Origin of the sequence: Tsukamurella spumae (genome assembly GCF_012396015.1) — a bacterium.
Lineage (GTDB): Bacteria > Actinomycetota > Actinomycetes > Mycobacteriales > Mycobacteriaceae > Tsukamurella > Tsukamurella spumae.
This window is the reverse complement of the sequence record NZ_JAAXOQ010000029.1, coordinates 16,204-40,999: the sequence shown is the minus strand read 5'-3', so window position 1 is coordinate 40,999 and position 24,796 is coordinate 16,204. Positions and strand designations below refer to the sequence as shown.

At 71.2% G+C, this 24,796-nt stretch carries 22 protein-coding genes; 9 read left to right on the top strand and 13 right to left on the bottom strand.

Translation table 11 applies throughout. From position 1 onward, the window contains the following. On the top strand, positions 1 to 603 hold the full coding sequence (locus HF999_RS18255) for a CHAP domain-containing protein (protein WP_168547270.1): 603 nt from the start codon (positions 1 to 3) through the stop codon (positions 601 to 603). Further along, entirely contained in the window at positions 600 to 1,475 is an 876-nt protein-coding gene (locus HF999_RS18250) for a patatin-like phospholipase family protein (protein WP_168547269.1), read from the top strand. The genes HF999_RS18255 and HF999_RS18250 overlap by 4 nt, the downstream gene beginning before the upstream one ends. Here HF999_RS18250 and HF999_RS18245 read toward each other — a convergent pair. Genes HF999_RS18245 through HF999_RS18230 form a run of 4 tightly spaced genes read right to left on the bottom strand, consistent with a single transcriptional unit; the run spans position 1,465 to position 6,298 of the window. Then, positions 1,465 to 1,887, bottom strand: coding sequence for a nuclear transport factor 2 family protein (locus tag HF999_RS18245; RefSeq protein ID WP_168547286.1), 423 nt, complete (start codon positions 1,885 to 1,887; stop codon positions 1,465 to 1,467). The two genes, HF999_RS18250 and HF999_RS18245, sit on opposite strands and share 11 nt — an antisense overlap. 19 nt (positions 1,888 to 1,906) lie before the next feature. Continuing rightward, positions 1,907 to 5,194: an error-prone DNA polymerase gene (locus tag HF999_RS18240; RefSeq protein ID WP_312854196.1), complete on the bottom strand. Its 3,288-nt coding sequence runs from the start codon at positions 5,192 to 5,194 to the stop codon at positions 1,907 to 1,909. Between the two features lie 57 nt (positions 5,195 to 5,251). Further along, on the bottom strand, positions 5,252 to 5,791 hold the full coding sequence (locus HF999_RS18235; protein ID WP_168547268.1) for a TetR/AcrR family transcriptional regulator: 540 nt from the start codon (positions 5,789 to 5,791) through the stop codon (positions 5,252 to 5,254). Between the two features lie 42 nt (positions 5,792 to 5,833). Next, positions 5,834 to 6,298, bottom strand: a complete 465-nt coding sequence (locus tag HF999_RS18230) for a MarR family winged helix-turn-helix transcriptional regulator (RefSeq protein ID WP_168547267.1) — start codon at positions 6,296 to 6,298, stop codon at positions 5,834 to 5,836. A 92-nt stretch (positions 6,299 to 6,390) separates the two neighbouring features. On the opposite strand from HF999_RS18230, the gene HF999_RS18225 reads away from it, so the two are divergent. Both HF999_RS18225 and HF999_RS18220 read left to right on the top strand, forming a co-directional pair. Next, the gene (locus HF999_RS18225; protein ID WP_168547266.1) at positions 6,391 to 7,299 is read left to right on the top strand and encodes an amidohydrolase family protein; all 909 of its coding nucleotides are present in this window, start codon (positions 6,391 to 6,393) and stop codon (positions 7,297 to 7,299) included. A gap of 23 nt (positions 7,300 to 7,322) precedes the next feature. Beyond that, a complete protein-coding gene (locus HF999_RS18220; RefSeq protein ID WP_168547265.1) occupies positions 7,323 to 8,591 on the top strand; it encodes a serpin family protein in 1,269 nt (422 codons plus the stop codon). Between the two features lie 10 nt (positions 8,592 to 8,601). On the opposite strand, the gene HF999_RS18215 is transcribed toward HF999_RS18220, so the two are convergent. Further along, positions 8,602 to 10,215: a DNA polymerase Y family protein gene (locus HF999_RS18215; RefSeq protein WP_168547264.1), complete on the bottom strand. Its 1,614-nt coding sequence runs from the start codon at positions 10,213 to 10,215 to the stop codon at positions 8,602 to 8,604. Beyond that, positions 10,212 to 10,952: a DnaE2-dependent mutagenesis accessory factor ImuA' gene (gene imuA' / locus HF999_RS18210; protein WP_168547263.1), complete on the bottom strand. Its 741-nt coding sequence runs from the start codon at positions 10,950 to 10,952 to the stop codon at positions 10,212 to 10,214. Before imuA' ends, HF999_RS18215 begins: the two co-directional genes overlap by 4 nt. 309 nt (positions 10,953 to 11,261) lie before the next feature. Here imuA' and HF999_RS18205 point away from each other — a divergent pair, with 309 nt between their 5' ends. Continuing rightward, complete coding sequence (locus HF999_RS18205; protein ID WP_168547262.1) at positions 11,262 to 12,425, top strand: ATP-binding protein; 1,164 nt, start codon at positions 11,262 to 11,264, stop codon at positions 12,423 to 12,425. 329 nt (positions 12,426 to 12,754) lie between these two features. Here the strand turns inward: HF999_RS18205 and HF999_RS18200 are convergent, their stop codons facing one another. The 4 genes from HF999_RS18200 to HF999_RS18185 all read right to left on the bottom strand — a co-directional run bounded on the left by HF999_RS18200 (position 12,755) and on the right by HF999_RS18185 (position 18,299). Beyond that, positions 12,755 to 13,804: a threonine aldolase family protein gene (locus HF999_RS18200; protein WP_168547261.1), complete on the bottom strand. Its 1,050-nt coding sequence runs from the start codon at positions 13,802 to 13,804 to the stop codon at positions 12,755 to 12,757. Beyond that, complete coding sequence (locus HF999_RS18195) at positions 13,801 to 14,514, bottom strand: SDR family NAD(P)-dependent oxidoreductase (RefSeq protein WP_168547260.1); 714 nt, start codon at positions 14,512 to 14,514, stop codon at positions 13,801 to 13,803. The genes HF999_RS18200 and HF999_RS18195 overlap by 4 nt, the downstream gene beginning before the upstream one ends. Further along, positions 14,511 to 16,628 (bottom strand): DUF6421 family protein, encoded by a 2,118-nt coding sequence (locus HF999_RS18190; protein ID WP_168547259.1) that lies wholly within the window; start codon positions 16,626 to 16,628, stop codon positions 14,511 to 14,513. Before HF999_RS18190 ends, HF999_RS18195 begins: the two co-directional genes overlap by 4 nt. 165 nt (positions 16,629 to 16,793) lie before the next feature. Further along, on the bottom strand, positions 16,794 to 18,299 hold the full coding sequence (locus HF999_RS18185; RefSeq protein WP_168547258.1) for an amino acid permease: 1,506 nt from the start codon (positions 18,297 to 18,299) through the stop codon (positions 16,794 to 16,796). Between the two features lie 50 nt (positions 18,300 to 18,349). On the opposite strand from HF999_RS18185, the gene HF999_RS18180 reads away from it, so the two are divergent. Further along, a complete protein-coding gene (locus HF999_RS18180; protein WP_168547257.1) occupies positions 18,350 to 18,898 on the top strand; it encodes a CGNR zinc finger domain-containing protein in 549 nt (182 codons plus the stop codon). A 17-nt stretch (positions 18,899 to 18,915) separates the two neighbouring features. Next, positions 18,916 to 20,118, top strand: coding sequence for a serine/threonine-protein kinase (locus tag HF999_RS18175; protein WP_168547256.1), 1,203 nt, complete (start codon positions 18,916 to 18,918; stop codon positions 20,116 to 20,118). Positions 20,119 to 20,221: 103 nt separating this feature from the next. Here HF999_RS18175 and HF999_RS18170 read toward each other — a convergent pair whose 3' ends face one another. Together HF999_RS18170 and HF999_RS18165 are read right to left on the bottom strand one after the other, a co-directional pair. Continuing rightward, positions 20,222 to 20,893: a LuxR C-terminal-related transcriptional regulator gene (locus tag HF999_RS18170; RefSeq protein ID WP_168547255.1), complete on the bottom strand. Its 672-nt coding sequence runs from the start codon at positions 20,891 to 20,893 to the stop codon at positions 20,222 to 20,224. Beyond that, complete coding sequence (locus HF999_RS18165) at positions 20,890 to 22,269, bottom strand: PspC domain-containing protein (RefSeq protein WP_376766503.1); 1,380 nt, start codon at positions 22,267 to 22,269, stop codon at positions 20,890 to 20,892. Before HF999_RS18165 ends, HF999_RS18170 begins: the two co-directional genes overlap by 4 nt. 143 nt (positions 22,270 to 22,412) lie before the next feature. Between HF999_RS18165 and HF999_RS18160 the strand changes: the two genes are divergently transcribed. Then, positions 22,413 to 23,777: a PspC domain-containing protein gene (locus HF999_RS18160; RefSeq protein ID WP_168547254.1), complete on the top strand. Its 1,365-nt coding sequence runs from the start codon at positions 22,413 to 22,415 to the stop codon at positions 23,775 to 23,777. After that, on the top strand, positions 23,767 to 24,030 hold the full coding sequence (locus tag HF999_RS18155; protein WP_168547253.1) for a hypothetical protein: 264 nt from the start codon (positions 23,767 to 23,769) through the stop codon (positions 24,028 to 24,030). The genes HF999_RS18160 and HF999_RS18155 overlap by 11 nt, the downstream gene beginning before the upstream one ends. On the opposite strand, the gene HF999_RS18150 is transcribed toward HF999_RS18155, so the two are convergent. After that, positions 23,963 to 24,781, bottom strand: coding sequence for an NAD(P)H-binding protein (locus HF999_RS18150; RefSeq protein ID WP_168547252.1), 819 nt, complete (start codon positions 24,779 to 24,781; stop codon positions 23,963 to 23,965). The two genes, HF999_RS18155 and HF999_RS18150, sit on opposite strands and share 68 nt — an antisense overlap. Between the last annotated feature and the right edge of the window lie 15 nt (positions 24,782 to 24,796).

Sequence of the window (24,796 nt, the reverse complement as noted above, 5' to 3'; positions counted from 1 at the left end):
ATGGGGATGCGGAGGGTCGGACTGGGTGTCGTGGCGGTACTCGCCGTGCTGGTGGTGCTCGCGGGCGGCGTCGTGTGGTGGTCCACGGCCCATGAGACACCGCTCTCGCGGCATCTGCCCACCGAGCTGAGATCACGCACCTTCCCCACCGTCAGCACGGCGGGGCTCGATCCGTCAAGGGTTCGCATCATCGAGAGTCTGCGCCGGGAGTTCGACGCGAATCGGCCCGGCACGTACTACTCGGAGGGCGTCGAGGAGCCGTGGTGCGCGGATTTCGTCTCCACGGTGTTCCGCGATTCCGGCCTGCCCCTGCGCAACCCGAACTCCGGTACCTGGCGGATCCCGGGTGTGTACACGCTCACCGAGTACTTCCAGAAGGCCGGAAGACTGGAGCCCGCGACGCCGTACCGTCCGCAGCCCGGCGACGTGGTGCTGTACGCACCGGAGCACCCGAAGCTGCGGCAGCACACGAACATCGTCGTGTCCGTCGACGGTGACACGGTCACCACGGTGGGCGGCAACCAGGAGGGCGGGATCAGCGCGCTGACCTATCGACTGGCCGATACCGTCGGCATCGTCGGGTACGGGGTGCCCGTCCGATGACGGTGCTCGACGCGCTGCGCACGCGGATCGCCACCGGGAGCGCGCCGGGCGCTCGCTCGGACGGGCTGCGGATCGCACTGTCGATCGAGGGCGGAGGGTCACGGTCGGCGTACTCGGCGGGGATGGCGATGGCCGTCGACGAACTCGGCCTGCTGACGGCCTTCGACGCGGTCTACGGGACATCGGGAGGCGGGCTCAATGCGGCGTGGCTACTGTCCGGCGAAGGCCTGCGCTGGCTGCCCTCCTGGGGCTGGGACGCGGTGCTCGCGGAGCGGGTGGTGCACCCGCGGCGCGCGCTGCGCGGCGGCGTCGTCGTCGATACCCGCCATCTGGTGGACCGGGTCTACTCCGACGTGACTCCCATGAACTTCACCGCGATCCTCGCCAACCCGATCAGCCTGCACCCCTTGGCCGTCGACGCGCACACCCGGCGTGTCGCCGACCTAGCCCCCTATCTCACCGACGCGGCGTCCGTGCGCACGGCGCTGCGTGCGACAACGGCGCTGCCGCTGCTCGCCGGTCCTCCGGTCCGCCTGGCAGGGAGGGAGTTCCTCGACGGCGGGCTCGCGGAGAAGGTCCCGCTGGCCACCCCGATCGAGCAGGGCGCCACCCACGTGCTGGTGCTGCGCACCGTCGAGGCCGGTGCCGCGCCGCGGTCCTCCCGCGCCGAGAAGTGGATCCTCGACGCCTATTTCACCGCGCGGCGCGCCGCGCCTCCGCCCGGCCCCGTAGATCCGGGCACCGCCGAGGTACTGCAGATCTGGGTTCCGGAGAGCAGCCCGGCCGTCGGCCGCCTCTCGAACGACGGTCCGCTGATCTCCCGGGCCGTCGAGATCGGCCGCCGCGCCGCGCTGCGCGCGCTCACCGCCTAGGGCGCTGCGAATCCACGGCGACGGGCGTGCCCTGGTGGAACATGACGGACCAACGGTTCTCCCGGCGCCGCCACACGGTGAGTCTGCGGGTGATCCGTTCGCCCTGCGCCAACGTGTAGGTGAGCAGGTAGACGGAGGCGCCCAGGGTGCGAACCTGGAACTCGGTGGCCTCCCAATCCGATTCGTCCTGCGGCGCGGCGAGCCGTTGTTCGATCACCTCGCGGACGTGGTCGCGACTGTACCGCCGGCCCGAGGCGCCGACCTCCCAGAAGTCGGGGGCCACCGCGTCATCGAAGTCGGCGAGCGTGCGCCACGAGGGGCCGTGGAAGACGGGCTCACGACGGCGCAGTTCCTCGAGAACTCCGCGCAGGTGCGGGGCGGTACCGCGGTCGGGTTCGTAGGGCTCCTCCATCACTCCTCCGAGGCTAGCCTCACTGCCAATCGCGGGAGCGGGAGGGCACGGACAGGTCCATACGCTGCAGCCGGTCGGCGACGACGGTGACCGCCCCCTCCGCGTTCTGCAGCTTCCCCCGCACCAGCAGCGCGGGCGCCGACTGTGCGAGCCGCCGGTACCGCGCCCACAGCCCGGGACTGCACACCACGTTCACCATGCCCGTCTCGTCCTCGAGGTTGAGGAAGGTGACGCCGCCCGCGGTAGCGGGCCGCTGCCGGTGCGTGACGGCCCCGCCCACCAGGACGCGGTCACCGTCGGGCAGCGACAGGAGCTTGTCAGCGACGACGACCCCGAGCCGGTCCAGGACGGGCCGGAGGAACTCCGTGGGGTACTTCCCGACGGTGACCGACGTGGCCCACGCGTCCGCCGCCGCGAGCTCCGTCTCACTCATCCCCGGCAGCGCGGGCGGGGCGCCGGCAGTGGCGGTGCCGGGGAGCCGATCCGGGCGCTCCCGGGCCGCGGCCCCCGCCTCCCACAGGGCCTGTCGACGGTGCCTGCCGAAGCAGTCCAGTGCGCCGGAGGTGGCGAGGGCCTCCGCCTGCGCGACGGTGAGCTCCACTCTGCCGGTGAGATCGGTGAGCCCGCGGTAGGGGCCGCGGGCGGCGCGCTCTTGGGCGATGCGCTCGGCGAGTTCGTCGCCGATGGTGCGGATCGCGGCCAGCCCCAGCCGAATCTCCGTCCCGGCGTTCTCGAGGTTCGCCCAGGGCAGGCTGCGGTTCACGCACGGCCCGTGCACCAGGACGCCGTGCCGGCGCGCATCGGCCACGAGGGACTGCGGCGAGTAGAAGCCCATCGGCTGCGCCCTCAACAGTGCCGCGCAGAACGCCGCGGGGTGGTAGCACTTGAACCACGACGAGTAGAACACCAGCGACGCGAATGACTGCGAATGACTCTCGGGGAAGCCGAAATTGGCGAACGCCACCAGCTTCTCGAAGATCCGGTCGGCCACCTCCTCCTCGATGCCGTGCCGCTTCTTCGCGCCCGCGCGGAACAGATCGCGCAGTCGCTCCATCCGGTCGACGGAGCGTTTCGATCCCATCGCGCGGCGCAGCTGATCCGCCTCCGCGGGACTGAACCCGGCCACGTCGACCGCGAGCTGCATGAGCTGCTCCTGGAAGAGCGGCACCCCCAGAGTGCGCTTCAACGCCTTCCACATCGACGGATGCTCGACCGTGGGTTCCTCCTGCTCGTTGCGGCGGCGGATGTACGGATGCACCGAGCCGCCCTGGATGGGGCCGGGCCGGATCAGCGCGACCTCGACCACCAGGTCGTAGAAGTTCCGCGGCTTCAGCCGGGGCAGCGTCGCCATCTGCGCCCGTGATTCCACCTGGAAGACGCCGACCGAGTCCGCGCGGCAGAGCATCTCGTACACGTTCCGATCCTTCAGGTCGAGCTTCGCGAAATCGACCTCGATGCCCTTGTGCTCCTTGAGGAGGTCCTGCATGTAGTGCAATGCGCTGAGCATGCCGAGCCCCAGCAGATCGAACTTCACCAGCTTGATGTTCGCGCAGTCCTCCTTGTCCCACTGGAGCACGCTGCGACCCTCCATGCGCGCCCACTCGGTGGGACACACGTCGGCGATGGGGCGGTCGCAGATCACCATGCCGCCGGAGTGGATGCCCAGGTGCCGCGGCAGGTCGGCGATGCGGGAGGCCAGCTCGACCACTCGGTCCGGGATCCCCTCGGGCACCGGATCCTTCCGCCAGCCCCAGCTGGAGATCTGCTTGCTCCACGCGTCCTGCTGCCCCTGCGAGTAGCCGAGCGCACGCGCCGTGTCGCGTACTGCGGACCGGCCGCGGTAGGTGATCACGTTCGCCACCTGCGCGGCGTACTCCCGGCCGTATCTCCGGTAGACGAACTGGATCGCCTCCTCGCGGCGATCGGACTCGATGTCGACGTCGATGTCGGGCGGACCGTCGCGTTCCGGCGCCAGGAACCGCTCGAACAGCAACTCGTTCGCGATCGGGTCGACCGCGGTGATGCCGAGCGCGAAGCACACCGCCGAGTTGGCGGCGCTCCCCCGCCCCTGACACAGGATGTCGCTCTCGCGGCAGAACCGCACGATGCTGTGCACGATGAGGAAGTATCCCGGGAAAGTGAGCGTCTCGATCACGTTCAGCTCGTGCTCGATCTGCCGGTACGCCTTCGGATTCCGCTCCGGAGGACCGTACCGCTCCAGCGCACCGCGCCGGGTCAGCTCGCGCAGCCAGGTGGCCTCGGTATGCCCGGGCGGGACGTCGAAGGGCGGCAGGTTCGGTGCGATCAACGCGATCTCGAACGCGCACTCCGCCCCCAACTCCGCAGCACCGGCGATCGCGCCGGGGTGCTCCGGCAGCAGCAGCGCCATCTCATCACCCGAGCGCAGGTGCGCGCCGCCCGCGGCCGGCAGCCATCCGTCCAGCTCGTCGAGGCTGCGGCGGGCCCGGATCGCCGCGAGCACGGACGCGAGGCGGCGCTGGTCCGGCCGGGCGAAGTGCGCACCCGTGGTGGCGACGGTGCCCACCCCCATCCGCGCGGCGATCCCGGCCAGGAGGTGGTTGCGCTCGCCGTCCTCGGGGACGCCGTGCACGGTGAGCTCCATGCTCACCCGGTCCTGCCCGAACCGGTCGACGAGCCGCGCGAGGGCGGCAGCAGCACCGTCGGGACCCGAGGCCTGCAGGCCCTTGCGGACCGCGCCCTTGCGGCAGCCCGTGAGGATGTGCCAGTGGCCGCCGGACCACTCGGCGAGCCGATCCGGATCAAAGCGCAGGAGCCCCTTCTCCCCCGCCTCCATATGCGCCTCGGCCATCGCCCGCGACAGCCTGCGGTAGCCCTCCTGCCCGCGGGCGAGCACGAGCAGGTGCTCGCCCGACGGATCCTCGGAACCGGTGCGCTCGGCGTCGTGCTCCAGCGACAGCTCGGCTCCGAACACCGTGGGAATACCCAGTTCCCGTGCCGCCTCAGCGAACCGGATAACGCCGTAGAAGCCGTTGTGATCGGTGACGGCGAGCGCCTTCAGACCCAGCGCGTGCGCCTGCTCCACCATCTCCTCGGGCTGCGCCGCCCCGTCGAGGAAGCTGAACGCGGTGTGCGCGTGGAGCTCGGCGTACGGCACTCCGGAGACCCCGGGAGCACCGCCGGGCGGGACGTAGGGCCCGCGCTTGCGGGACCACGCCGGCGAATCGCCACCGTCACCCGGGGTTTCCTCCGCGCGACGCACCGGAGCCCGACCGGAGAGCACCCGCTCCATCTCCGACCAGCTCCGCGGCCCGCTACCCCAACCCACACCCCAACAATACGCCCATGTGTTCGATTCCTTCAAGGTGTTCGAACACGGCCCGAGTCACTGCAGGCGCGTGAGCAGCACCTTCAGCGCCGGAAGCGGGTCGTACTCCTCCGCCGGCATGGCGAGCTGACGGGCGACCAGGGCGTCCGTGGCATCCATCACCAGCGCGGATTCGACGACGCCGAGACCGATCGAGGCGCCGACCTTCTCGCCGACCTCCTCCACCGCACGACGCCCGCGCCGCAGCGGTTCCCGCAGGTCCGGCTCGACCGACGCGGCGGCGAACAGATTCAGCCGGGCGACCCCCCGCGTCCGTCCGCCGTCGACCGACCAGCGGATGAACTCCGCCAGCCGCTCGGCGACCTCGTCGGTCGTGGACTTCTCGACGCCCTCGAACGCCGCCCAGAACGTGAGATCCTCCTCGACCATGTGATCGACGACCCCACGCACCAGAGCAGCGCGCGAGCGGAAGTAGTTGGACGCCGTCCCGGCGGGTACGCCTGCGACACTGTCGACCGCGCGATGCGTCAGCCCCCGCAGGCCTAGCGTGCCGAGCACCTCGACCGCCCCGTTCAACACCTCGTCGCGCCTGCCCATGGGCGAGAACTGTACCCGACACTACTTTCGTAGTAACGCTTCTCAGGCCCCTTCGCCGAGGCCGGGGGTGAGCTTGGAGAGGATGACCCGCACCGAGTCGACGTCCTGGTCCGTCAGGTGGTCGAAGACCAGCCGGCGCACCTCCTCGACGTGATCGCGGGCGGCACCGTCGAGCGCGGCGAAGCCCTCGTCGGTGAGCTCCGCGTATGCGGAACGCCCCTCCGCGTGCCGCACGAGCCAGCCGCGTTCGCCCAGCTTGCGCAGCACGTGCGACAGGCGCGAGGGGGACGAATTGGCGCGTTCCGCGAGCACGGAGAGCCCCAGCGTCCGCGCGGGCGCCTGGGAGAGTTGAGCGAGCACCATGAACTCGTAGTGGGTGATACCCGCGTCGATCCGGAGCTGAGTGTCCAACTTCGCCGGTAGTCGCATGGCGACGTTGATCAGCGCCAGCCACGCCCCCATCTCGTCGTCGGACAACCACCGGGTACTCCCCGCATCCGCCGCCATGCCACACCCCCGAAACATCACATCCTCATCGCAGCTTAGCGGCTACTGATTCCAGTGAACGGCCCATCACCGAGTCGGTAGAGTCGGCCACTATGAGCCGACCGAGCACGACGACGGGTCCCTCCTCGGACGCGGACATCCCCGCCTACCTCGAGGCGCTCGGCATCCCGGGCCTCTCGGACGTCCACGTGCACTTCCTCCCCGAGCCCATGCTGGTCAAGGTGTGGGACTTCTTCGACCGCGCGAGCACCGAGTACGGACGCGAGTGGCCCATCGCCTACCGCTTCGACGAGGCCACCCGCCTGGAGCTCATCCGCGGCATGGGGGTGCGCGCGATCCCCGCGCTCACGTACCCGCACAAGCCGGGCATGGCGGTCTGGCTCAACGACTGGTGCGCCGAGTTCGCGCGGCGCGTGCCCGACGCGATCCACTGCGCCACCCTCTATCCCGAGCCCGGGGTCGGGGAGTACGTCGCCGCCGCGATCGCCGACGGTGCGCGGTTGTTCAAGATGCACGTCCAGGTGGGCGTCTTCGCGCCGGATGATCCGCTGCTCGATCCGGCGTGGGAGTCGTTGTCCGAAGCGAAGATCCCCGTCGTCATCCACGCCGGTTCGGGTCCGCTGGAGGGCCCTTACACCGGCCCCGACCGGGTCGCGGAGGTGCTGCGGCGCCACCCCGAGCTCACCCTGGTGATCGCCCACCTCGGCATGCCCGAGTACGACCGGTTCGCCGATCTCGCCGAGCAGTTCCCCAACGTGTACCTCGACACCACCATGGCCGCCACCGATTTCACCGAGCGGACCGCCCCCATGCCTCCGGGCTACGTCGAGCGACTCGGCACGCTCGCCGACAAGGTCGTGCTGGGCAGTGACTTCCCGAACATCCCGTACCCCTACGCGCATCAGCTCTTCGGGCTGGCCCGCCTGGGCCTCGGCGACGACTGGATGCGCAAGGTGCTGTGGCACAACGGCCGCGCCCTGCTGGAGCGCGCGGGCGCCTGAGCGCGGCGGATACCATGGCCCTCATGCAGATCCGACGGGCCGCGCTGGCGCTGGTCGTCGCGGGGACCCTCGCGGCGTGCGGCGGCGCACCGTCGTCGCCGAAGGCGCTCTCGCTCGACCGCTCGAAGACGGAGTTCGAACAGGTCGGGATCGACGAGACACGTGATGACGTGGCGGCGCTCGTCGCGACCGCGACCCGCCTCGGCGCGCAGCTGGCGGTCCGCGACACCCGCGCCGGGAGCACCGCCGTCTCCCCCTGGTCCGTGCTGAGCCTGTTGGGCATGCTGCGGGCCGGCGCGGGGGGCGAGACCGCCGCGCAGCTCGACGGTGCCGGGCTCGGCGCCGCGAAGGACCTCCCGCGAGCGATGGCGGCCCTGACCGGCCAGACCGCGCAGTGGGCGGGCGACCCGGGCACGGTGCCCGCAGCCTCGCCACCGGCGACACCGCTGTTCCAGTCGCAGGTGGCGCTACTGACGGCGAAGGAGCCGGCGGAGCGCCGGGTGCGGCCGGCGTACCTGGACGCGCTGTCCGCGTCCTACGGCACGGGCGTCTACCCCGTGGACTTCCGCCAGGACGTGCGCGAGCCACTCGGCGAGTGGGTCGCGGTGAACACCGGCAGCACGCTCACCTCCGCCCCGCTCAAGACCGGATCAGATACTCGGCTGGCGGCGGCGACCACCGCGTATCTCGCTGCGGCCTGGCGCTTCCCGTTCGATGCCGCCCGGACACGACCGTCACCGTTCACCGCCTCCGACGGTGCCGTGGTCGACCCGCCGACCCTGCGCGGCACGGTGCCCGCGCGGGTGGCCGCCGGGGAGGGCTTCACCGCGCTGCAGCTCGACTACGGCACCACGCTGGCGCTGCAGATCGTGCTGCCCGCGACCGGCGCACCGGTCACCGACGCGGCGAGCGAGGGCCGGTTCACGGCCGCCCGGATCGCGCTCGCAGCGGCACCGTCGGTGCCGCACGAGGTGAGCCTGCCGAAGTGGCGTTCGACGTCCTGGACCCCGCTCGTCGACCCGCTCCGCGATGCGGGCCTGACGGGGCTGTTCGCCGCGCCGGGCCTGGACGGCATCGCGCCGGGATCGCCGACGGTGGCCGACGCCCGCGCCGCCGCCGTGTTCAGCGTGGGCGAGAAGGGCACCGCGTCGGACACCACCACCGCGCCCGCAGCCGAGACCGGGCCCGGGCCCGCCCCGTTCGCGGTGGACCGCGCCTTCGCGTACGCGGTGGTGGACACCGCGACCGGCCTCCCGCTGATCATGGGCACCGTCGACCGCCCCGGTTCCTGACCATAGGGCTCTACTCGTACACGCCCTCCACCTCCCATCCTCCGGCGTACTGCAGCAGGAGGGCCCGGCCGTCGTCGCGGCCGGGCGCGGGTTCGAGCAGCACCTGCGCACGGGCCCGGGGTTCGGCGGCGGCGTCGGGTGCCCACCAGCGCTCGTCGACCAGCCACGGCCCCGCCCACCAGCTGAGCGCCCAGTCCCGCGATCCCCAGGTGAGGTGCGTGGGTTCGCCGGTGAAGCCGCCGCGCTCGGTGACCCGCACGGCGTCGCCCGCGGCGTCGGTCATGGTGACACTCGTTCCCGTGATCAGCACCGCCGGCGCCGGTTCCGGCATCCGGCCCGGCCAGGGCGCGTCCGGGTCACGGGCCGGGACCGTCTCATCGCCCAACGGCACCCAGGTGACCTGTTCCGCGGGACCGCGGCCACCGCTGCGCACCCCCATCCGCACCGATTCGCCGCCGAGGAGGCCCTGCACCCGGACCAGGGCGCGACGGAAGCGGGCGGCACCGTCGCCCTCGTCGCCCCACATGCCGGCCTGCAGCGCCCCGGCGTCCACCACCTCGACCGGCTCGAGTCGCAGCAGAACGATCGGGGCCCCGGGGCCGCCCTGCTTGCCACGACCTCCGGTGAGCCAGCCGTCGATCTGCCAACGCACCCGGTCCGCGGTGCCGTCGGGGGTGAGCGGCTCGGCGCAGCGCCAGATGCGGGTGTGCCGCTCACCGTTCTCCGCGATCGCGGACACCTCCAGGCGTAGACACGCCACGCCCGCCGCGGACAGCTTCCCGTGCAGCTCCGAGGCCAGGGCGCGGCCGGCGAAGGCCGCCGCGTCGACCCGGTCGATCGGCGGGTCCGGCCGCAGTTCCGCCTCCAGCCCGGGCGGGAGTGCCGCCGTGGACGGGGGCCGGTCCGCCACCGCCCGGGCCTGACGGTGCGCGGCGATCGCGTCGGCCCCGAAGCGGGTGGCCACGTCCGTCGTGGACAGCGCCGCGAAGGCGCCGACGGTGCGCAGCCCCAGCCTGCGCAGCAGGTCGATGAGACCGGTGCGGTCCTCCGTGGCGAGCGCCGGCTCCGCCCCCAGTTCGGCGATGGCCAGCGGGGCCAGGAAGGAGGCCGACTCCCCCGGCGGCACGACGATGCCGCGACGGGCGGCCAGGGCCGCGGTGAACACCTCGTCGGCGATCCCGGCCAGGGACTCCGCGCCCACGGACGAGGCGGCGTCCACCAGGCGCTCCGCCGCCTGCTCCTCTCCGCCGAAGAACCGGGCGGCGCCACGCGCGGGGATCACCACGAGCCCCGGGCGCAGCACCTCGATGAGCGGGATCAGCGCGGCCACGGCGCCCGCGACGGGCTCGAAGACCCGCGCGTCCCGGCTCTCGTCCGCCGCGGCGACGTGCAGGTCCGGGCACCGGGCCTGCGATTCGCGGCGCTTCATGCCGCGCCGCACCCCGTCCGCACGCGCCGAGGCATTGCACGCCACCACCCGGTTCCCGTGCAGGACCGCCACGGGACGATCGGGCGCGAGGTCCGCATCGGCCATCGCCGCGGCCGCCGGCCAGTCGGGGCACCACAGGGCCAGGATGCGCTGGGCCTTCAACGGTGCCCCGGACGCCGGGGCGGGCGCGGTCATCGGGCCACCGCCAGCCCGGTGTCCGACGGTGCCGTGCCCGCCGCGCCCCGGTAGGGATTGCGGCAGCCGCGGCCGCGCGCGGAGAAGACCAGGTCGATCCCGCGGATCCGTCCGCGGCCGGGCCTGCTGCCGAGCCCGGTGTAGCCCTGGACGCGCGCCCCGAGGTGCAGCGAGGCGCCCTCCCACGTGCCGCCGGTGACCAGCAGCACCGAGCCCCGAGACCGGGCGCGGGCGGCGATCGCCCGGCCCCGGCTGGGCGGTACCGCGATGCCGCCGAGCTCGCACAGCACCACGTCGGCACCGTCGAGCAGGACCGACGCGACGGCCACCGGATCCGCGAGCGGCCCCTCGATGAGCGCGATCCGCTCCGGATCGGCCCCCTGTTCGAGTGCTGCGGCCATGCCGAAGCCGGACACGCCGCACAGCGCGACCCGCGATCCCGCGCGCGAGACCGTGGCCACCAGCGAGACCGCGAGCGAGCCCGCACCTTCGAGGGTGGCGACGCTGCCGCGGGGCAGGCCGCGGCCGGGCAGCAGCGCGGCGAGCTCCTCGTGCACCGGGAGCACACCTGCCTCGGGAACGGCACCGGGCTGCGCGGATTCCTCCTGCAGCGGCGGCCCCTGCGACGCCTGCGACTTCCCCGGACGATGCTTCTCCGGGAGCGCCGCCAGCCTTTTGCGCAGCTCCGCGAGCTTCTCCTCGCGGCCACCGGCCATCGTTTGAACACGTGCGGACACCTGTCACACCCCTCCCCTACGTTCTGATCCACGTTCGGAAGCAGAGCCACAGGGAAGGTGTGACTAGAACTTCTGTTCGATACGAGTCTCAGCGTAGATCCGCGATCGGAGCGCCGTCAAGCGGCCAGGTGAGAGAGGTTCCGGGAGGTGATGCGCGCGACGCAGCACTACATACATGCAGGTGAGAGCTTGTTCTGACGGCGCGGTGATGCGCCAGGCGCATCACCTCTCGCAGCGCCTCGAACCGAAGTCTCAGAGATTATGTGAGAGTATTGGATTTTTCCGATACTCCCACATAATCTTGCATACATGGACCGTGAACTGAATCCCTTCCGGCCCGGTTCGGGCCTCCTGCCGCCGGCACTCACAGGACGCGGCCAGCAGATCGAGGCCTTCAACCTGCTCATCGCACGAAGCACGCGACGTATCTACGACAGAGGCATCATGCTGTCCGGACTCCGCGGTGTCGGGAAGACAGTGCTCCTCAATCACTTAGCCGGCACCGCAGATCAGAACGGTTGGCTCTCCATCGAGATGGAAGCCCGCCCCTCGATCACGGGCAACGAGACGATGGTTCAGCGCTTCGCGCACGAATTGGAGCGCGGCCTCGCCCGATACAGCCGCAAGTATCAGCTCAAAGCCGACGTCATCGACCCGATCAAGAGACTCGCCGCGGCATTCACAGCCTCGGTCTCCCTCGGCGGCGCCAAACTCGAATACAAGCCGACCACCTCCCGAATCGAGTTCGATCTTGAGGAGCTCATCGAGACCGTGTGTCAGGTACTCGCGAAGAAGGGGGCCGCGCTCGGCATCTTCATCGACGAGGCTCAAGACCTGGACCGCTCGTTGCTGGAAATGCTACTCGCAGTACAGCATCGAGCCACTCAGCGCCAGTGGCCCTTCTACCTCATCGGTGCCGGACTACCGAATCTGCCGTCGATTCTGGCGGACACTCGTTCCTACGCAGAACGACAGTTCAGCTACTTCACGATCGGCGCCCTCACACCGGACGATTCCGCTGACGCACTGCGCCGCCCCGTCCAGGAATCCGGGGCCGAGTTCACCGCCGAAGCACTGGACATCTTGGTTTCAGCCTCGAACGGGTACCCGTACTTCCTGCAGGTCTACGGCTCCGAGGTATGGAACACCGCACCCGCCCGAATCTTCACCCCAGACGACGCATTCGACGCCGTCGACGTCGGCCGCCGCGCGCTCGACGACGGATTCTTTCCGTCACGCTGGGATCGAGCGACGGAACGCGAGCGCGCCTACCTCCGTGCCATCGCCGAGACGGGTGAGGACCAGCCACGAACGGCCTCCGTCGCAGCGGGCCTCGGAGTAACACTGCGCGGGGCAAGCGGACTTCGGGACTCCACCATCGCCAAAGGCCTGGTCTGGGCGCCCGAGCACGGTCGGATCGCATTCTCCGTCCCGGGCATGGCCGACTTCATCAGACGCCAGCCGAAGGACTGACCCGTCTCAGGCGAGTTGTGCGCGCGTCACCGCGCGAACATCTATCGCCCGGCCACAGACACCATCGCGTGACCGGCGAACCTGGCCGCCATCATCCGCCCGGTACTCCGCAGCGGCTCGGTCGACCGGAGCGCCCGGGACAGCACGAACGCGCACCTGTTACCCCGCGGAAGGTTCATGGCGATCGACGATGCGAGCGTTCTGTCGATGCTTGATCAGCCCGCGAGAGTCGCCGAGGAGATCTCGCACTTCCTCTCGAAAGGGTGCCGACCGGAGCTCATCGCGCTGAATGAACCGATAGTGGACGACCTCGACCCGGTAGATCGCGCTCAGGACAGCTGCGCGCGTACCAGCTCGGCGAAGGCGCGGACGTCGTCCTCGGTGGTGTCCCAGGCACACATCCAGCGCACCTCACCGCGGATCTCGTCCCAGAAGTAGAACGGGACCTGCTCCATCAGCGCCTCGGCGGCGGCGTGCGGGAGTTCGGCGAAAACGGCGTTGGCCTGCACCGGCTGGGTCAACTGCACGCCGTCGATCGCGCCCACCAGCTCGGCCAGCAGCCGTGCCATCGCGTTGGCGTGCCCGGCCACCCGCAGGTACCGATCGTCCTCGAAGAGCCCGAGGAACTGCGCGGCCAGGAAGCGCTGCTTCGAGGCGAGCTGCATCGAGAGCTTGCGCACGTACTCGACACCGCCGGCCCGCTCGGCATTGAGGACCAGCACCAGCTCGGCGCCCAGGAGTCCGCTCTTGGTACCGCCGACACTCACGATGTCGGCGCCGATGTCGGTGGTGATGGCGCGCAGCGGAACACCGAGGCTCGCAGCGGCATTGGCGAGCCGCGAGCCGTCGATGTGCAGGAGCCAGCCGCGCTCGTGCGCGTACTCGGCCAGGGCCCGCAGCTCGTCGGGGGTGTAGACGGTGCCGAGCTCGGTGGACTGCGCCACCGACAGCACCCGAGGCTGCGCCCAGTGCACGTCGCCCGCGCGGTCGGGGACGGCGGCGGTGATCGCCTCGGGCGTCAGCTTCCCACCGACGGCCGGTACGACGAACAGCTTGAGCCCCGCCACCTTCTCCGGGGCACCGCCCTCATCGACGTGGATGTGCCCCGAATCGGCGCACACCACGGCGGACCAGCGGTCGCACACCGCCGACAGCGCAACGACATTCGCGCCGGTGCCGTTGAATACCGGGAACGCCTGGGCGCCTGCGCCGAACAGCTCGACGATCCGCTCACCGAGGGCGGCGGTGTACGCATCCGCGCCGTAGGCGCCCTGATGCCCCAGGTTGGCCTCGGCCACGGCCTCGAGCACCTCCGGCAGCACGCCGGCGTAGTTGTCGCTCGCGAAGCCCCGCTTCGACGGGTCGTGCAGTCGCGTCATGCCTTCGCCTCCGGAACCAGGGTCTCGATGGTGCCGTTCGCCTCGGCGGCCGGAACCTCCCACAACGCCAGCAGAGCGTCCGCGACATCGCCGATCGGCGTGTAGCGCGGGAACTTCCGTTCGGGCTCATCGGCCTTCATCTGCGGCGTGAGCAGGGCCATGACCCGCACGATCGCGGCGGCCGCACCGGTGCCGGTGAAGGAGTCGGCGAGCGCCAGGGTCCATGCCTCGGACGCCGCCTTCGCGGCGGCGTACGCCGCGTTCTTCGCGGTCGGCTTCGCCACCGAGGTCGACGAGATGATCGCCACCCGCGCATCGGCACTCGCAACCAGCCCTCGGTACAGCGCCTGCGAGACATTCTGCAGGCTCCGGATCAGCCCCGCCTCCAGGAAGTCCCAGTCCGCCGGATCGGCCTCGTCGATCGGCACGCCGCCGCGCCACCCGCCCACCAGGTGCAGCAGCCCGTCAACGGCGCCCTCGCCGCCCGACTCCGCCCTGATCTTCTCCACCGCGGCACGGACCGCCGTGCGATCGGTGAGGTCCGCTCGGTAGGCGGAAACACCCTCCAGGGAAGCGATCTCCGCGGCCGGCGCGCCGCGGGTGATGACGGCGACCTTCGCCCCCGCCGCTACCAGCTTGCGCACGACCTCCTGGCCGAGCGCACCGTTCGCGCCCGTCACCACGACGGTGCGTCCCGTCACGCCGCTCATGCCGACACCTCGATCGGTGCCGATGCCGTGATGCCCCGCGCGCTCTCGATCACGGCGCTCATCTTACGACGCAACGCCTCGTAGAACACGTTGAGCGGGAATTCGTCCGGCAGCACCAGGTCCACCAGACCGCGCGGCTCACCGTCGAGCGGCAGCGCCTCCGGCCCCTTCGCCCAGACCGACCCCGGGCCGGGCGCCACATACGACGAGACGAATCGGTAGCTCGCCAGCCACTGCCCCACCTTGGACCGGTCGATGCCGGTGCGGTAGAGCTCCTCGATCTCCTCACCGAGGCGGATCACCTGGAGCGGCAGCTCCTTCCAGTCGAAGGAGAGCCTGTTGTCACGCCAGCGCAGCGCGCCGTGACGGTGCAGATAGGCGAACAGCAGCTGGCCGCCGAGGCCGTCGTAGTTGCGCACCCTATCGCCGGTGATGGGGAACCGGAAGAGCCTGTCGCACAGGATCGCCAACTGCACCGGCAGTCCGTAGGGGTGCCCCTCCTGCTGCAGGCGGTACGCCTCCCGGAAGGTGGTCAGGTCGCAGCGCAGCTCCTCGAGGGCGTACTGCCAGTACGGCATCCGCTGCTTGATCATGAACGGATCGAAGGGCAGATCACCTCGGCTGTGGGTGCGGTCGTGGATCAGGTCCCACATGGCGAAGGTCGACTGGGCCAGCGACTGCGAGGCGACCAGACGCTCACCGTCGGGCGGCAGCTGCAGCGAGAGGATCTCGCTGGCGGCACCCGTGACCCGGCGGAACCGAGCGGCCTCGCGGTCGCAGAAGATGGCGCCCCAGTGGAACTCGGGCGTCTGCGCCACCGTCACGGTCTCCGGGAAGAGGACCGCGGAGTGGGTGTCGTAGCCCGGGGTGAAGTCCTCGAAGGCGACGGACAGGAACTTCTCGTTCCCGTAGCGGCGCTCCACGTCGGCCAGCCACTCGGGCCAGACCACGCGCAGCAGCACGGCCTCGAAGACCTTGCCGGCGTTGCCGTTCTGCGTGTACATCGGGAAGACGACGAGGTGCTCCGCGCCGTCCGCGCGGTCCAGGTCGGGCCGGAAGGCGGCGAGGGACTCGTCGAACTCCGGGCGGGCGAAACCGCCCTCGACCCAGCTCCGGAAGTCGCGCGGCAGCGCGGCGAGGTAGTCCGCGTCGTGCGGGAACAGCGGTGCGAGAGCGGCGATGCGGGCCACGACCTCGTCGACCAGCTCCCCGGCCCGCGCGTGATCGCCGGGCTCGGCCACGGCACCGTCGGCACCCTGGAGCCCGCGCAGGTCCTCGACGGCGGACTTGAGGGCCACCCAATCGGCGCTGCGCGCGACGGCGGAGGCACCGTGGGGCGCGGGGTCCTCGTGCGTACCCGCGGCCCAGGTGACCGCGTTGGCCCACAGCGTGCGCTGATCGAGGTCGTCGATGCAGTCGTCGCCGAACAGGTCCGAGTCCGAGAACACCACCACCCGGCCGCGGTCCACCTGCAGTGCCGCCGCGAGGGGGCGATCCGCGGGGGCGGCGGTGGGGCTGGTGCGCGCGAGCACGACCGCATCGGCGGGAACGTCGAGCACACCGGTCCGGTAGAAGACCGCCCCCTCGACGGCGGCGACGATGCCCTGGCCGTTCAGCTCGGGGGCGATGTCCGAGAGCACCCAGGTGGCGTTGCCGCCGTGCCGCCGGTCGCCCGCGGCCTCCTGGACGACCACGGACTCGACGTGCACGCCGAACCGGCCCAGCAGCTCGTCGAGATTGTTGCCGGAGGTGGCGGTGTCGCACTCCGCGAGCACGACCAGCCCGCCGCCGGCGCGCACGTACTGCTCGATCGCGTCGAGCTCGTCGGGGGCGTAGACGGGCGGCAGATCACCGGTGGTCCGCTCGACGCCCTGCCGGGCGAGGTGCGGGATCACGTACACGTCGGTCTCCCGCAGCGCGTCGACGGTGACCTGCGGGAACAGCCCGTCCGAGACGGACATTCCGCGCCGGCGCAGGGTCTGCACCGCCTGCGCGAGGCTGACATCACCGGGGTTCACGGATACCAGCTCGCGGGCGCGGTCTTCGGTGGTGGCCCAGGCGCAGCTGCGGGCCTGTTCGACCACCACGCGCGGGAACACGGAGTTTTCAGACATAATCGTTCCGATCTTTTGCCTCTTACATCTCTTGACGCGATTTTAGCGGTCGAGGGGCTTGATATCGAGCAGAACGGCACAGGTCGTGCGAAACGGGTGCAGATGACGACGCCCGGCCGGGTGATGGACACCCGGCCGGCCGTACGAGAGGAGGAACGGGTCCGGTCAGCCCACCCGGTCGGGATCGTGGTGTGCCGACGCAGCCGCGACGGGCGTCAGATCGGCGGCCGCGGGATCGACGGTCGGCGACTTCGTGACCAGCTTGTGTCCCCACCACAGACCGAGGAACAGGATCAACGCGGCGTAGGTGGTCAGGAGCAGGCTGATGCTGCCGCCCGTGTCCGAGTCGTTGACCGCGACGTAGTACTGGCCGGCGACGACCGCGATACACATGAGGAGCGCCACGATCGGCCCCGCCGGGTACAGCCACGCCTTGTAAGGCAGAACGTCGAGCGAGCGCCCCTGCGCGTTCCACGCCTTACGGAAGCGGTAGTGCGCCCACGCGATCCCGATCCAGGTCACGAACCCGGCCACCGACGATGCGGCGACCAGAACCGTGTACGCGGCACCGTCGCCCTTCGGACCGGCGAGGAAGCACAGGCAACCGATCAGCGTGGTCGCCGCCGTGGCTGCGATGGGAACACCGGCCTTGGTCACCCGCGCGAAGATCTTCGGCGCGTTCCCTTCCACTCCCAGGCCGTACAGCGCGCGCGTGGCGGCGAACAAGCTGGCATTGCCCGCCGAGAGGATGGCGATGAGGATGACCGCGTTCATGATCGACGCCGCGGCATCGATACCCGCGAGCTTGAACACCAGCGTGAACGGCGCCACCGCGACGTTCTCCGCGGAACCGTCGAGCAGATCGGGGTTCGTGTACGGGATGAGGAAGGCGATGATCGTGAGCGTGCCGATGTAGAAGACCAGGATCCGGAAGAACACCGTCCGCACCGCGCGCGGGATCGCGCTCTTGGGTTCGATCGCCTCACCCGCCGCGACGGCGATCATCTCCGTGCCCTGGAAGGCGAACCCGGCGATGAGGAACACCGAGAGCATGCCGAGCGGGAAGTCCACGAAGGGCGCATCGCCGACGGTCCAGTTCTTGAAGCCCGGAGCGGGCCCGTCACCGACCACACCCACCACTATGAGCACGCCGACGATCAGGAAGATCACCACGGCGATCACCTTGATCGACGCGAACCAGAACTCGGCCTCGCCGAAGGCCTTCACCGCGAACAGGTTCAAGGCCAACAGTCCGAGGAGGAAGATCACCGACCAGATCCAGGTGGGGACCTGGGGCAGCCAGAACTTCATGATCAGCCCGCCCGCGACCACCTCCGCGGCCAGGGTGATCGACCAGTTGAACCAGTAGTTCCACCCGGCGGCGAACCCGAAGGACTTGCTGACGAACCGGCGCCCGTACTCCTCGAACGGGTTGCTGCACGGCAGGTACGCCGACATCTCGCCGAGGCTCTGCATGAGGAAGAAGACCATGACGCCCATGAGCGCGTAGGCCGTGAGGGCACCACCGGGGCCGGCCTGACTGATCGTGGCGCCGGACGCCACGAACAGGCCCGTACCGATGGCGCCGCCGAGCGCGAGCATGCTGATGTGGCGGCTCTGCAGGCCCTTGCGCAGGGTCTCGTCAGGGGTGATTCCGAGAGGACTGGACACCCGATGAGAGTAGCGACCACGACGCCGCAACGGATACCATTCGCGATGACATGTTCTCGTACGACACCCGTTCCGCTCTGGCCAGCGCCGCCGATCTGGTGAACACCGCCCCCGACGCGCGCACCGGCCGGGACGAACGACTCCCCGACGTCGCCGTGCTGCGGTCCTTCGTCGAACGGTGGGGCTGGACGGGGCCCATCCCGCTGCGCCCGGACGAGCTCGACCGGGTGCACGCCGTCCGCCGCGTCCTGCGCGGCCTGTGGGACCTCTCCGGCGACGAGGCGGGCACCGTCGACCTGGTGAACCGCATGCTGCGCGACGCAGCCGTATTGCCCCAGCTCGTACGGCATGACGACTGGCCCTACCACCTGCACGGCTGGAACGACGGGACGCCGATCGCCGAACGGTTCCTGGCCGAGCCCGCGATGGGCATGGTCGACGTGGTGCGCGCCGACGCGCTGGACCGGCTGCGCCGCTGCGCCGCTCCCGACTGCGCCGGGGTGTTCGTGGACTTCTCGCGCAACTCCTCCCGCCGGTTCTGCGACGACGGCTGCAACAACCGCCTCAACGTGGCCGCGTACCGCGCGCGCCGCGCCTGACCTCTAGGATCAACGACGTGGCGGAATCGACGGGTGCGGGCGGAGCGATCAGGGGCGTTCCCGGGCCCGATCACCTGGTCGCCGGGCGGTACCGCCTGACCTCCAAGATCGGCGGCGGCGGCATGGGTGCCGTGTGGCTGGCGCGGGACGAGCGGCTCGAGCGCGAGGTGGCCGCCAAGCAGGTGATCTCCACCGAGGGCCTCACCGAGGAACAGGCCGACGAGCTGCGCCAACGGGCCCTGCACGAGGGCCGGCTCGCGGCGCGGCTGCAGCACCGCAACGCGGTCGCGATGTACGACGTGGCCCTGGACCGCGGCGAGCCCTGGCTGGTCATGGAGTACCTCCCGTCGCGGTCGCTCGCGCAGGTCCTGCACATGACGGGAACGATGCCCGAGCGTCAGGTCGCGCAGATCGGCGCACAGGTCGCCGACGCGCTGATCGAGGCGCACGAGTCGGGGATCATCCACCGCGACATCAAGCCCGGCAACATCCTGATCGCGAACCGGGGCCGCGCATCGGGCACCGTCAAGCTCTCCGATTTCGGTATCGCCCGGGCCAAGGACGACGGGCAGGACAGTCCGGCCGGCATCATCACCGGCACGCCCGCCTACTTCGCACCCGAGGTGGCCCGCGGCACCGACCCCTCCGAGGCCTCCGACCTGTACTCGCTGGGCGCCACCCTCTACACCGCGTTGGAGGGCACGCCGCCCTTCGGCGTGGACGAGGACTCGATCCGGTTGCTGCACAAGGTCGCTCTGGGGCAGATCGATGCGCCCAAACACGACGGCGCGCTGACCCGCGTGATCCTCGACATGTTGCAGCCGAGCCCCAAACGGCGGCCGTCCATGGTCGAGGCGCGGGACCGGCTCGCCGAGGTCGCGGCCGCCGGCGGCAACCCCACCGCGATCCTGTCCGCTCCGCTGCAGGCCTCCGAGGGCGCGCCCGCGGTCTGGCTGCGCCGCACCGTCGGGGAACGCTCCGCGGGAGCGCCCGGGGAACGTGGTTCGACGGTGCGCCCGGCATCGTCGGGCAGGCCGGGCGCGTCCGGCCCCGTCGAGCGCAAGCGGGCCGCCCCGCCGGCACCGCGGCCGAACGCCTACGTCCCGCCGCCCGTGGCACCGCCGTCGACGATGTCGAACGCGGTTCTCGCCGCGTGGATCATCGGTGGCTTCATCGTGCTCGCCGCGATCATCGCGGGGATCATCGTCGCGATCGGCTGACGCGATATCGGCAGCGCGCGGCCGGTAGCTCGAAACGCTGCCGGTGATCGGCAGCGCCCACGAATGTCGGCAGCGCGCGGCCGAAACCTCGACGGCCGGGAACTCAGTCCGCGAGGTGGCGGGTGTGCGCCCACCGGGTGAGCGCGTTGCGGTTGCTCTGCTGGGTCTTGCGGAGCACGTTCGAGGCGTGCGTCTCGACCGTCTTGACCGAGATGAACAGGTCCTCGGCGATCTCCTTGTAGGTGTAGCCGCGGGCCAACAGGCGCAGCACCTCCAGCTCGCGCGGGGTGAGCGAGTCCAGCTCCGGATCCAGCGCGGGCTCCGGGACCGGCGAGCGGCCGGTGAACGAGTCGAGCACGAAACCCGCGAGCCGGGGCGAGAACACGGCATCGCCCTCGGCCACGCGGCGCACCGCATCGGCCAGCTCCTTCCCCGAGATCGTCTTCGTGACATAGCCGCGCGCGCCCGCACGGATCGTGGCGATCACGTCCTCCGCGGCGTCGGAAACGCTGAGCGCCAGGAAGACCGGCACCTTCTCGAGCTTGGCGCGGGGGGCACCGTCGGACACGCCACGCAGGACGGCGACGCCGCCACCGTCGGGCATGTGGACATCGAGGAGCACCACGTCCGGTGCGACGGAGAGGATCCCGGCCACGGACTCCGCGACCGTTCCCGCCTCCCCCACCACCTCGATGGCGTCCTCGCGGGCCAGCTCGGCGCGCACGCCGGACCGGAACACCCCGTGATCGTCGACCAGGAACACCCGGTAGCTCACGCGTTCTCCTCCGCCTTCTCCTGTGCGATCTCGTCGCCCTCGGCGGGCCGGGCGATCGTCAGCCGCACCTCGGTGCCGCGGCCCGGGGTGGACCGCACCGCGACGGTGCCGCCGCGCCGCTCCACCCGGGACCGGATCGACTTCGCCAGGCCCTGCCGGTCCGACGGTACCGCCTCCGGGTCGAAGCCGACACCGCGATCGCGCACGAACACCGACACCGCATCGTCGTCGACCTCCGCGTACGTGTCGATGCTCTCGCAGCCGGAGTGCTTGGCGGCGTTGACCATCGCCTCCCTCGCCGCCCCGAGCAGCGCGGTGAACCGGTCGTCGACGCCCAGCTCCGGACCCTCGACATCGCCGACCGTGATGACGTCCACCGCCACCGAGTGCGCGTCCTCGACGTCCGCGGCCGCCGCCCTGAGGGCCGCGGCGAGGGACCGCGCGGGTGCCTCCGCCCCGCCGAACAGCCACTCGCGCAGCTCGCGCTCCTGACTGCGGGCGAGGCGCTTGACGGCGGCACCGTCGGCGGACTGCTTCTGGATGAGGGCGAGCGTCTGCAGCACCGAATCGTGCAGGTGCGAGGCGATCTCCTCCCGCTCGATGGTGCGCACCCGGGCGGCGCGCTCGGCACCCAGGTCGCGCCACATGCGCACCCAGATCGGCACCGTCAGCAGCGCCACGCCCACCAGCGTCAGGACGACCGCGGCGAGCGCCGTCGGGATCGCCGCGACATCCACCCGGCCGAGGAAGACCACCGCGAGACCCACGATCACCAGGGTGACGCCGCCGAGCATGCGCAGCCACGTGATCAGCCGGGAGCCGCCGAGCGCGGTGGACGGGGTACGCGCGGAATCGGCCTCGCGCCACACCAGGGCGGCGCCGACGCCGATGACTATCACCGGCACCACGAATCCCGCGCTGGTACTGCTGGCCACCGAGGCGAGCGTCGCCGCACCGACGACGCCGAGTACCGCCAGGGCCAGGCCCTGCCGGCGCTCGGCCGGATCCGGTCGCTCCGTGTCCGTGCCGGGGCGGCACATGAACCACAGCAGCGCGTACATCACGACGCCCGCACCGAGAAGCGCCAGCAGGGTGAAGGCGATGCGGACCTTGGTGACGTCGACGCCCAGGTGATCGGCGATGCCGCCGCACACCCCGCCGATCACCGCACCGCCGCTGCGGCGGTGCATCCGGGGGTACGACGGTGCCGGCTGCCGCTGCGGCGGCACGACCGCGAGGGCCGCGGGGTGCACGGCGGCGGGCGGCGCGGGGTGTCCGCTCTGCTGCCAGGCCTGCCAGGACTGGCCCCAGCCCTGCTGCCAGGCCTGCCTGCTTGCCTCCTGCCGCGCCCACCGGCGCTGTGCTCGTCTGCTCATCGTGCCCTCGATGGTTGCACGAACCGTGCCCGGCGACTATCGGGGAAGCCCCTGAATTCCGCGTCCACCCCGACCTGCGGCGCCCACGAATTCAGGGGCTTCCCCGATGGTGCCACCGCGCCCCGGCCCGCAGGATCGAAGACATGGACACGACAACCCTCTCCAGCCAGCTCCGGCAGATGTGGGAGACCCGGCCGCTGCGAGCCCGGCAAGCGCCGATCGCCGGCGTCTGCACGGGCTTCGCCCGCCGATACCAGGTGGATGTCGCGCTGGTACGCGCGGCCTTCATCGGTGCGACGGTGCTCGGCGGCCTCGGCTTCATCGCCTACATCGTCGGGATCTTCGTCCTCCCCAAGGAATCCGAGTACGCGTACGGAACGCCGTCGCAGCGCTCGGGGCCGCCCACCATCGTCCTGATCATCGCCGCGGTACTCGCCGTGACCTTCGGCAGCAACCTCAGCTCCTCCTGGCCCGGTGCCGGTCTGATCAGCCTGGCGCTGCTCCTCGCCGGCTGGTACGCGCTGCACCAGCGCCTCCCCGTCCCCCCGCCCGGAACCGCCGTCACGACCCGATTCGCCCCCGCCCCCGTGGGCGCATGGCAGCCGCCCACCGCGCAGTTCCCGTGGCAGCCCGTCTGGACGCCGCCGACCACGGGACCCGATCCCTCGGAGCCCGCGCCGCCCAGTGCCGCAACGGAATCCGCGCCGACGACCACCCCGTCGGCGGCAGCACCGCCGGACCCGGCCCCGTCGGACCCCGGGAACCCGCACCCGGCATCCGAGGCGGGCCCGCGCGCCCAGGACACGACACCGGCGACGGAGGAGATCCGCCCACCGCGCTGGGATCCGTTGGGCGCCGCGCCCTTCGCATGGGATCTGCCCGAGCCCGCGGCCGCCACGACCCCGGTCCCGGTGGTCCCGAAGCGGCGCACTCGCGTGACCCCGGTGACCCTCGGCATCGCGCTGTTGACTGCCGCGGCGATCGCCACCGTCAACCTCGTTCTCGGCGTATCGCTCTCGCCCGTGATGGGGGCAGCGGTCGTGCTCGCCGTGGTGGGCGGCGGCCTCGTCATCGGCGCGTTCCGGCGCTCCGGGTACGGGCTGATCGCCGTCGCCATCCCCCTCGCAGGATTCGTAGTGATCGGCACGATGGCGCAGAACGTCATGTCGGGCTACGCCGGCGCTCCGCGCGGCGACAAGGTGTTCGCCGTGACCTCGGCCGCGGACCTGCAGAGCGAGTACCGCGTGCAGGCCGGCACCCTGACGCTGGACCTGCGCGGCATGTCCCTCGACCACGATCGGACCGTGCAGACGCGGGTCGCCGCGGGCGAGACCCGCATCACCGTGCCGGAATCCATGAACGTCCGGGTCAGCTGCTCGGTGAACGTGGGCGACACCCGATGCCCCCAGGGCCTGATCCCCGGTGCCGGCGCGAAGCCCGGCGCCCCGACGCTGACGATCGACGCCCGCGGCAACCTGGGCAGCGTGGAGGTGAACCGTGTCCGCTGACCGAACCGCTACCGAGACCGGCGCCGCGCTGCGCCGCGGTTTCTCCCCCGCCCTGCTCATCGCCGGCATCGCGGCGATCGTGATCGCCGTCTGGGGCGCCGTCGGCGGCCCGAGCCTGATCAGCGCGGGCACCCTCGTCGGAGGCCTCGCCATCGCCGCCGTCGCGGTGGCGGGGGTGCTGTTGATCAGGCCCCGAACAGGCTCCGATTCTCCGAAGCCCACTGCGTCAGGCTCATCGCCGGACGACCAGTGAGGTCCTCGACCAGCGAGTTCGCCTCCTGCCGATGCCGGCGGGAGGCGTCCTGCAGATCCAGGTACCAACCGGCCATATCGCCCATCTCCGCCGCAAGGGCCGTTTCGGCGTCCTCGCGGCTGATCCGTTCGAACCGCACCTCGCGGCCGATGCCCTCGGCGATCCGCGCCACGGCATCGACGCGGGTGAGGAACTCGGGGCCGGTGATGTCGTACATCCGACCGACATGCGGGGTCCGGTCCTCCGCAGTGAGCAGCGACGCAGCCACGGCGGCGATGTCGGCCATCGCGATCGGCGCACCGCCCGCGTCCGGGTAGGGCTCGCGGACGACGCCGGCGGCCACCTGGCCGGCCCAGCCCGCGAAGTTCTCCAGGAACTCCCCCGGGCCCAGCTGAGTGACGTCGATGCCGGCGGCGAAGACCTCGTCGGCCAACGCCTGCCAGTGCGCCCCACCGGACAATGCCACCACGTACTGCACGCCCGCCGCCATCGCCCGCTGCAACACCTCGGCAGCGGTCGACTCGTAGGGCGCGAGATACATACCGGTCACGCCGGCGAAGGCGTTCCCGTGGGCACCGCCGAGCGTCTCGGGCCTGCCGATGAACCCCGGGAAGACTTCCACCCCGGCAGGCAGCGCGGCCTTAGCCGGGTTCGTGGTGAGCGCCCGGATGTCGGTGACACCCCGTGTCACCAGCTCGTCGACCACCTTTCGCCCGATGTTGCCCGTCGCACCCGTCACCAGAATCGTCATGGCGTCGACGGTACC

Excerpts from the sequence above, each read along its gene's own strand:
- HF999_RS18255 (WP_168547270.1), top strand. The coding sequence starts at position 1 with ATGGGGATGCGGAGGGTCGGACTGGGTGTCGTGGCGGTACTCGCCGTG.
- HF999_RS18250 (WP_168547269.1), top strand. The coding sequence starts at position 600 with ATGACGGTGCTCGACGCGCTGCGCACGCGGATCGCCACCGGGAGCGCG.
- HF999_RS18245 (WP_168547286.1), bottom strand. The coding sequence starts at position 1,887 with ATGGAGGAGCCCTACGAACCCGACCGCGGTACCGCCCCGCACCTGCGC.
- HF999_RS18235 (WP_168547268.1), bottom strand. The coding sequence starts at position 5,791 with ATGGGCAGGCGCGACGAGGTGTTGAACGGGGCGGTCGAGGTGCTCGGC.
- HF999_RS18230 (WP_168547267.1), bottom strand. The coding sequence starts at position 6,298 with ATGGCGGCGGATGCGGGGAGTACCCGGTGGTTGTCCGACGACGAGATG.
- HF999_RS18225 (WP_168547266.1), top strand. The coding sequence starts at position 6,391 with ATGAGCCGACCGAGCACGACGACGGGTCCCTCCTCGGACGCGGACATC.
- HF999_RS18220 (WP_168547265.1), top strand. The coding sequence starts at position 7,323 with ATGCAGATCCGACGGGCCGCGCTGGCGCTGGTCGTCGCGGGGACCCTC.
- HF999_RS18215 (WP_168547264.1), bottom strand. The coding sequence starts at position 10,215 with ATGACCGCGCCCGCCCCGGCGTCCGGGGCACCGTTGAAGGCCCAGCGC.
- HF999_RS18205 (WP_168547262.1), top strand. The coding sequence starts at position 11,262 with ATGGACCGTGAACTGAATCCCTTCCGGCCCGGTTCGGGCCTCCTGCCG.
- HF999_RS18200 (WP_168547261.1), bottom strand. The coding sequence starts at position 13,804 with ATGACGCGACTGCACGACCCGTCGAAGCGGGGCTTCGCGAGCGACAAC.
- HF999_RS18195 (WP_168547260.1), bottom strand. The coding sequence starts at position 14,514 with ATGAGCGGCGTGACGGGACGCACCGTCGTGGTGACGGGCGCGAACGGT.
- HF999_RS18190 (WP_168547259.1), bottom strand. The coding sequence starts at position 16,628 with ATGTCTGAAAACTCCGTGTTCCCGCGCGTGGTGGTCGAACAGGCCCGC.
- HF999_RS18180 (WP_168547257.1), top strand. The coding sequence starts at position 18,350 with ATGTTCTCGTACGACACCCGTTCCGCTCTGGCCAGCGCCGCCGATCTG.
- HF999_RS18165 (WP_376766503.1), bottom strand. The coding sequence starts at position 22,269 with ATGAGCAGACGAGCACAGCGCCGGTGGGCGCGGCAGGAGGCAAGCAGG.
- HF999_RS18160 (WP_168547254.1), top strand. The coding sequence starts at position 22,413 with ATGGACACGACAACCCTCTCCAGCCAGCTCCGGCAGATGTGGGAGACC.
- HF999_RS18150 (WP_168547252.1), bottom strand. The coding sequence starts at position 24,781 with ATGACGATTCTGGTGACGGGTGCGACGGGCAACATCGGGCGAAAGGTG.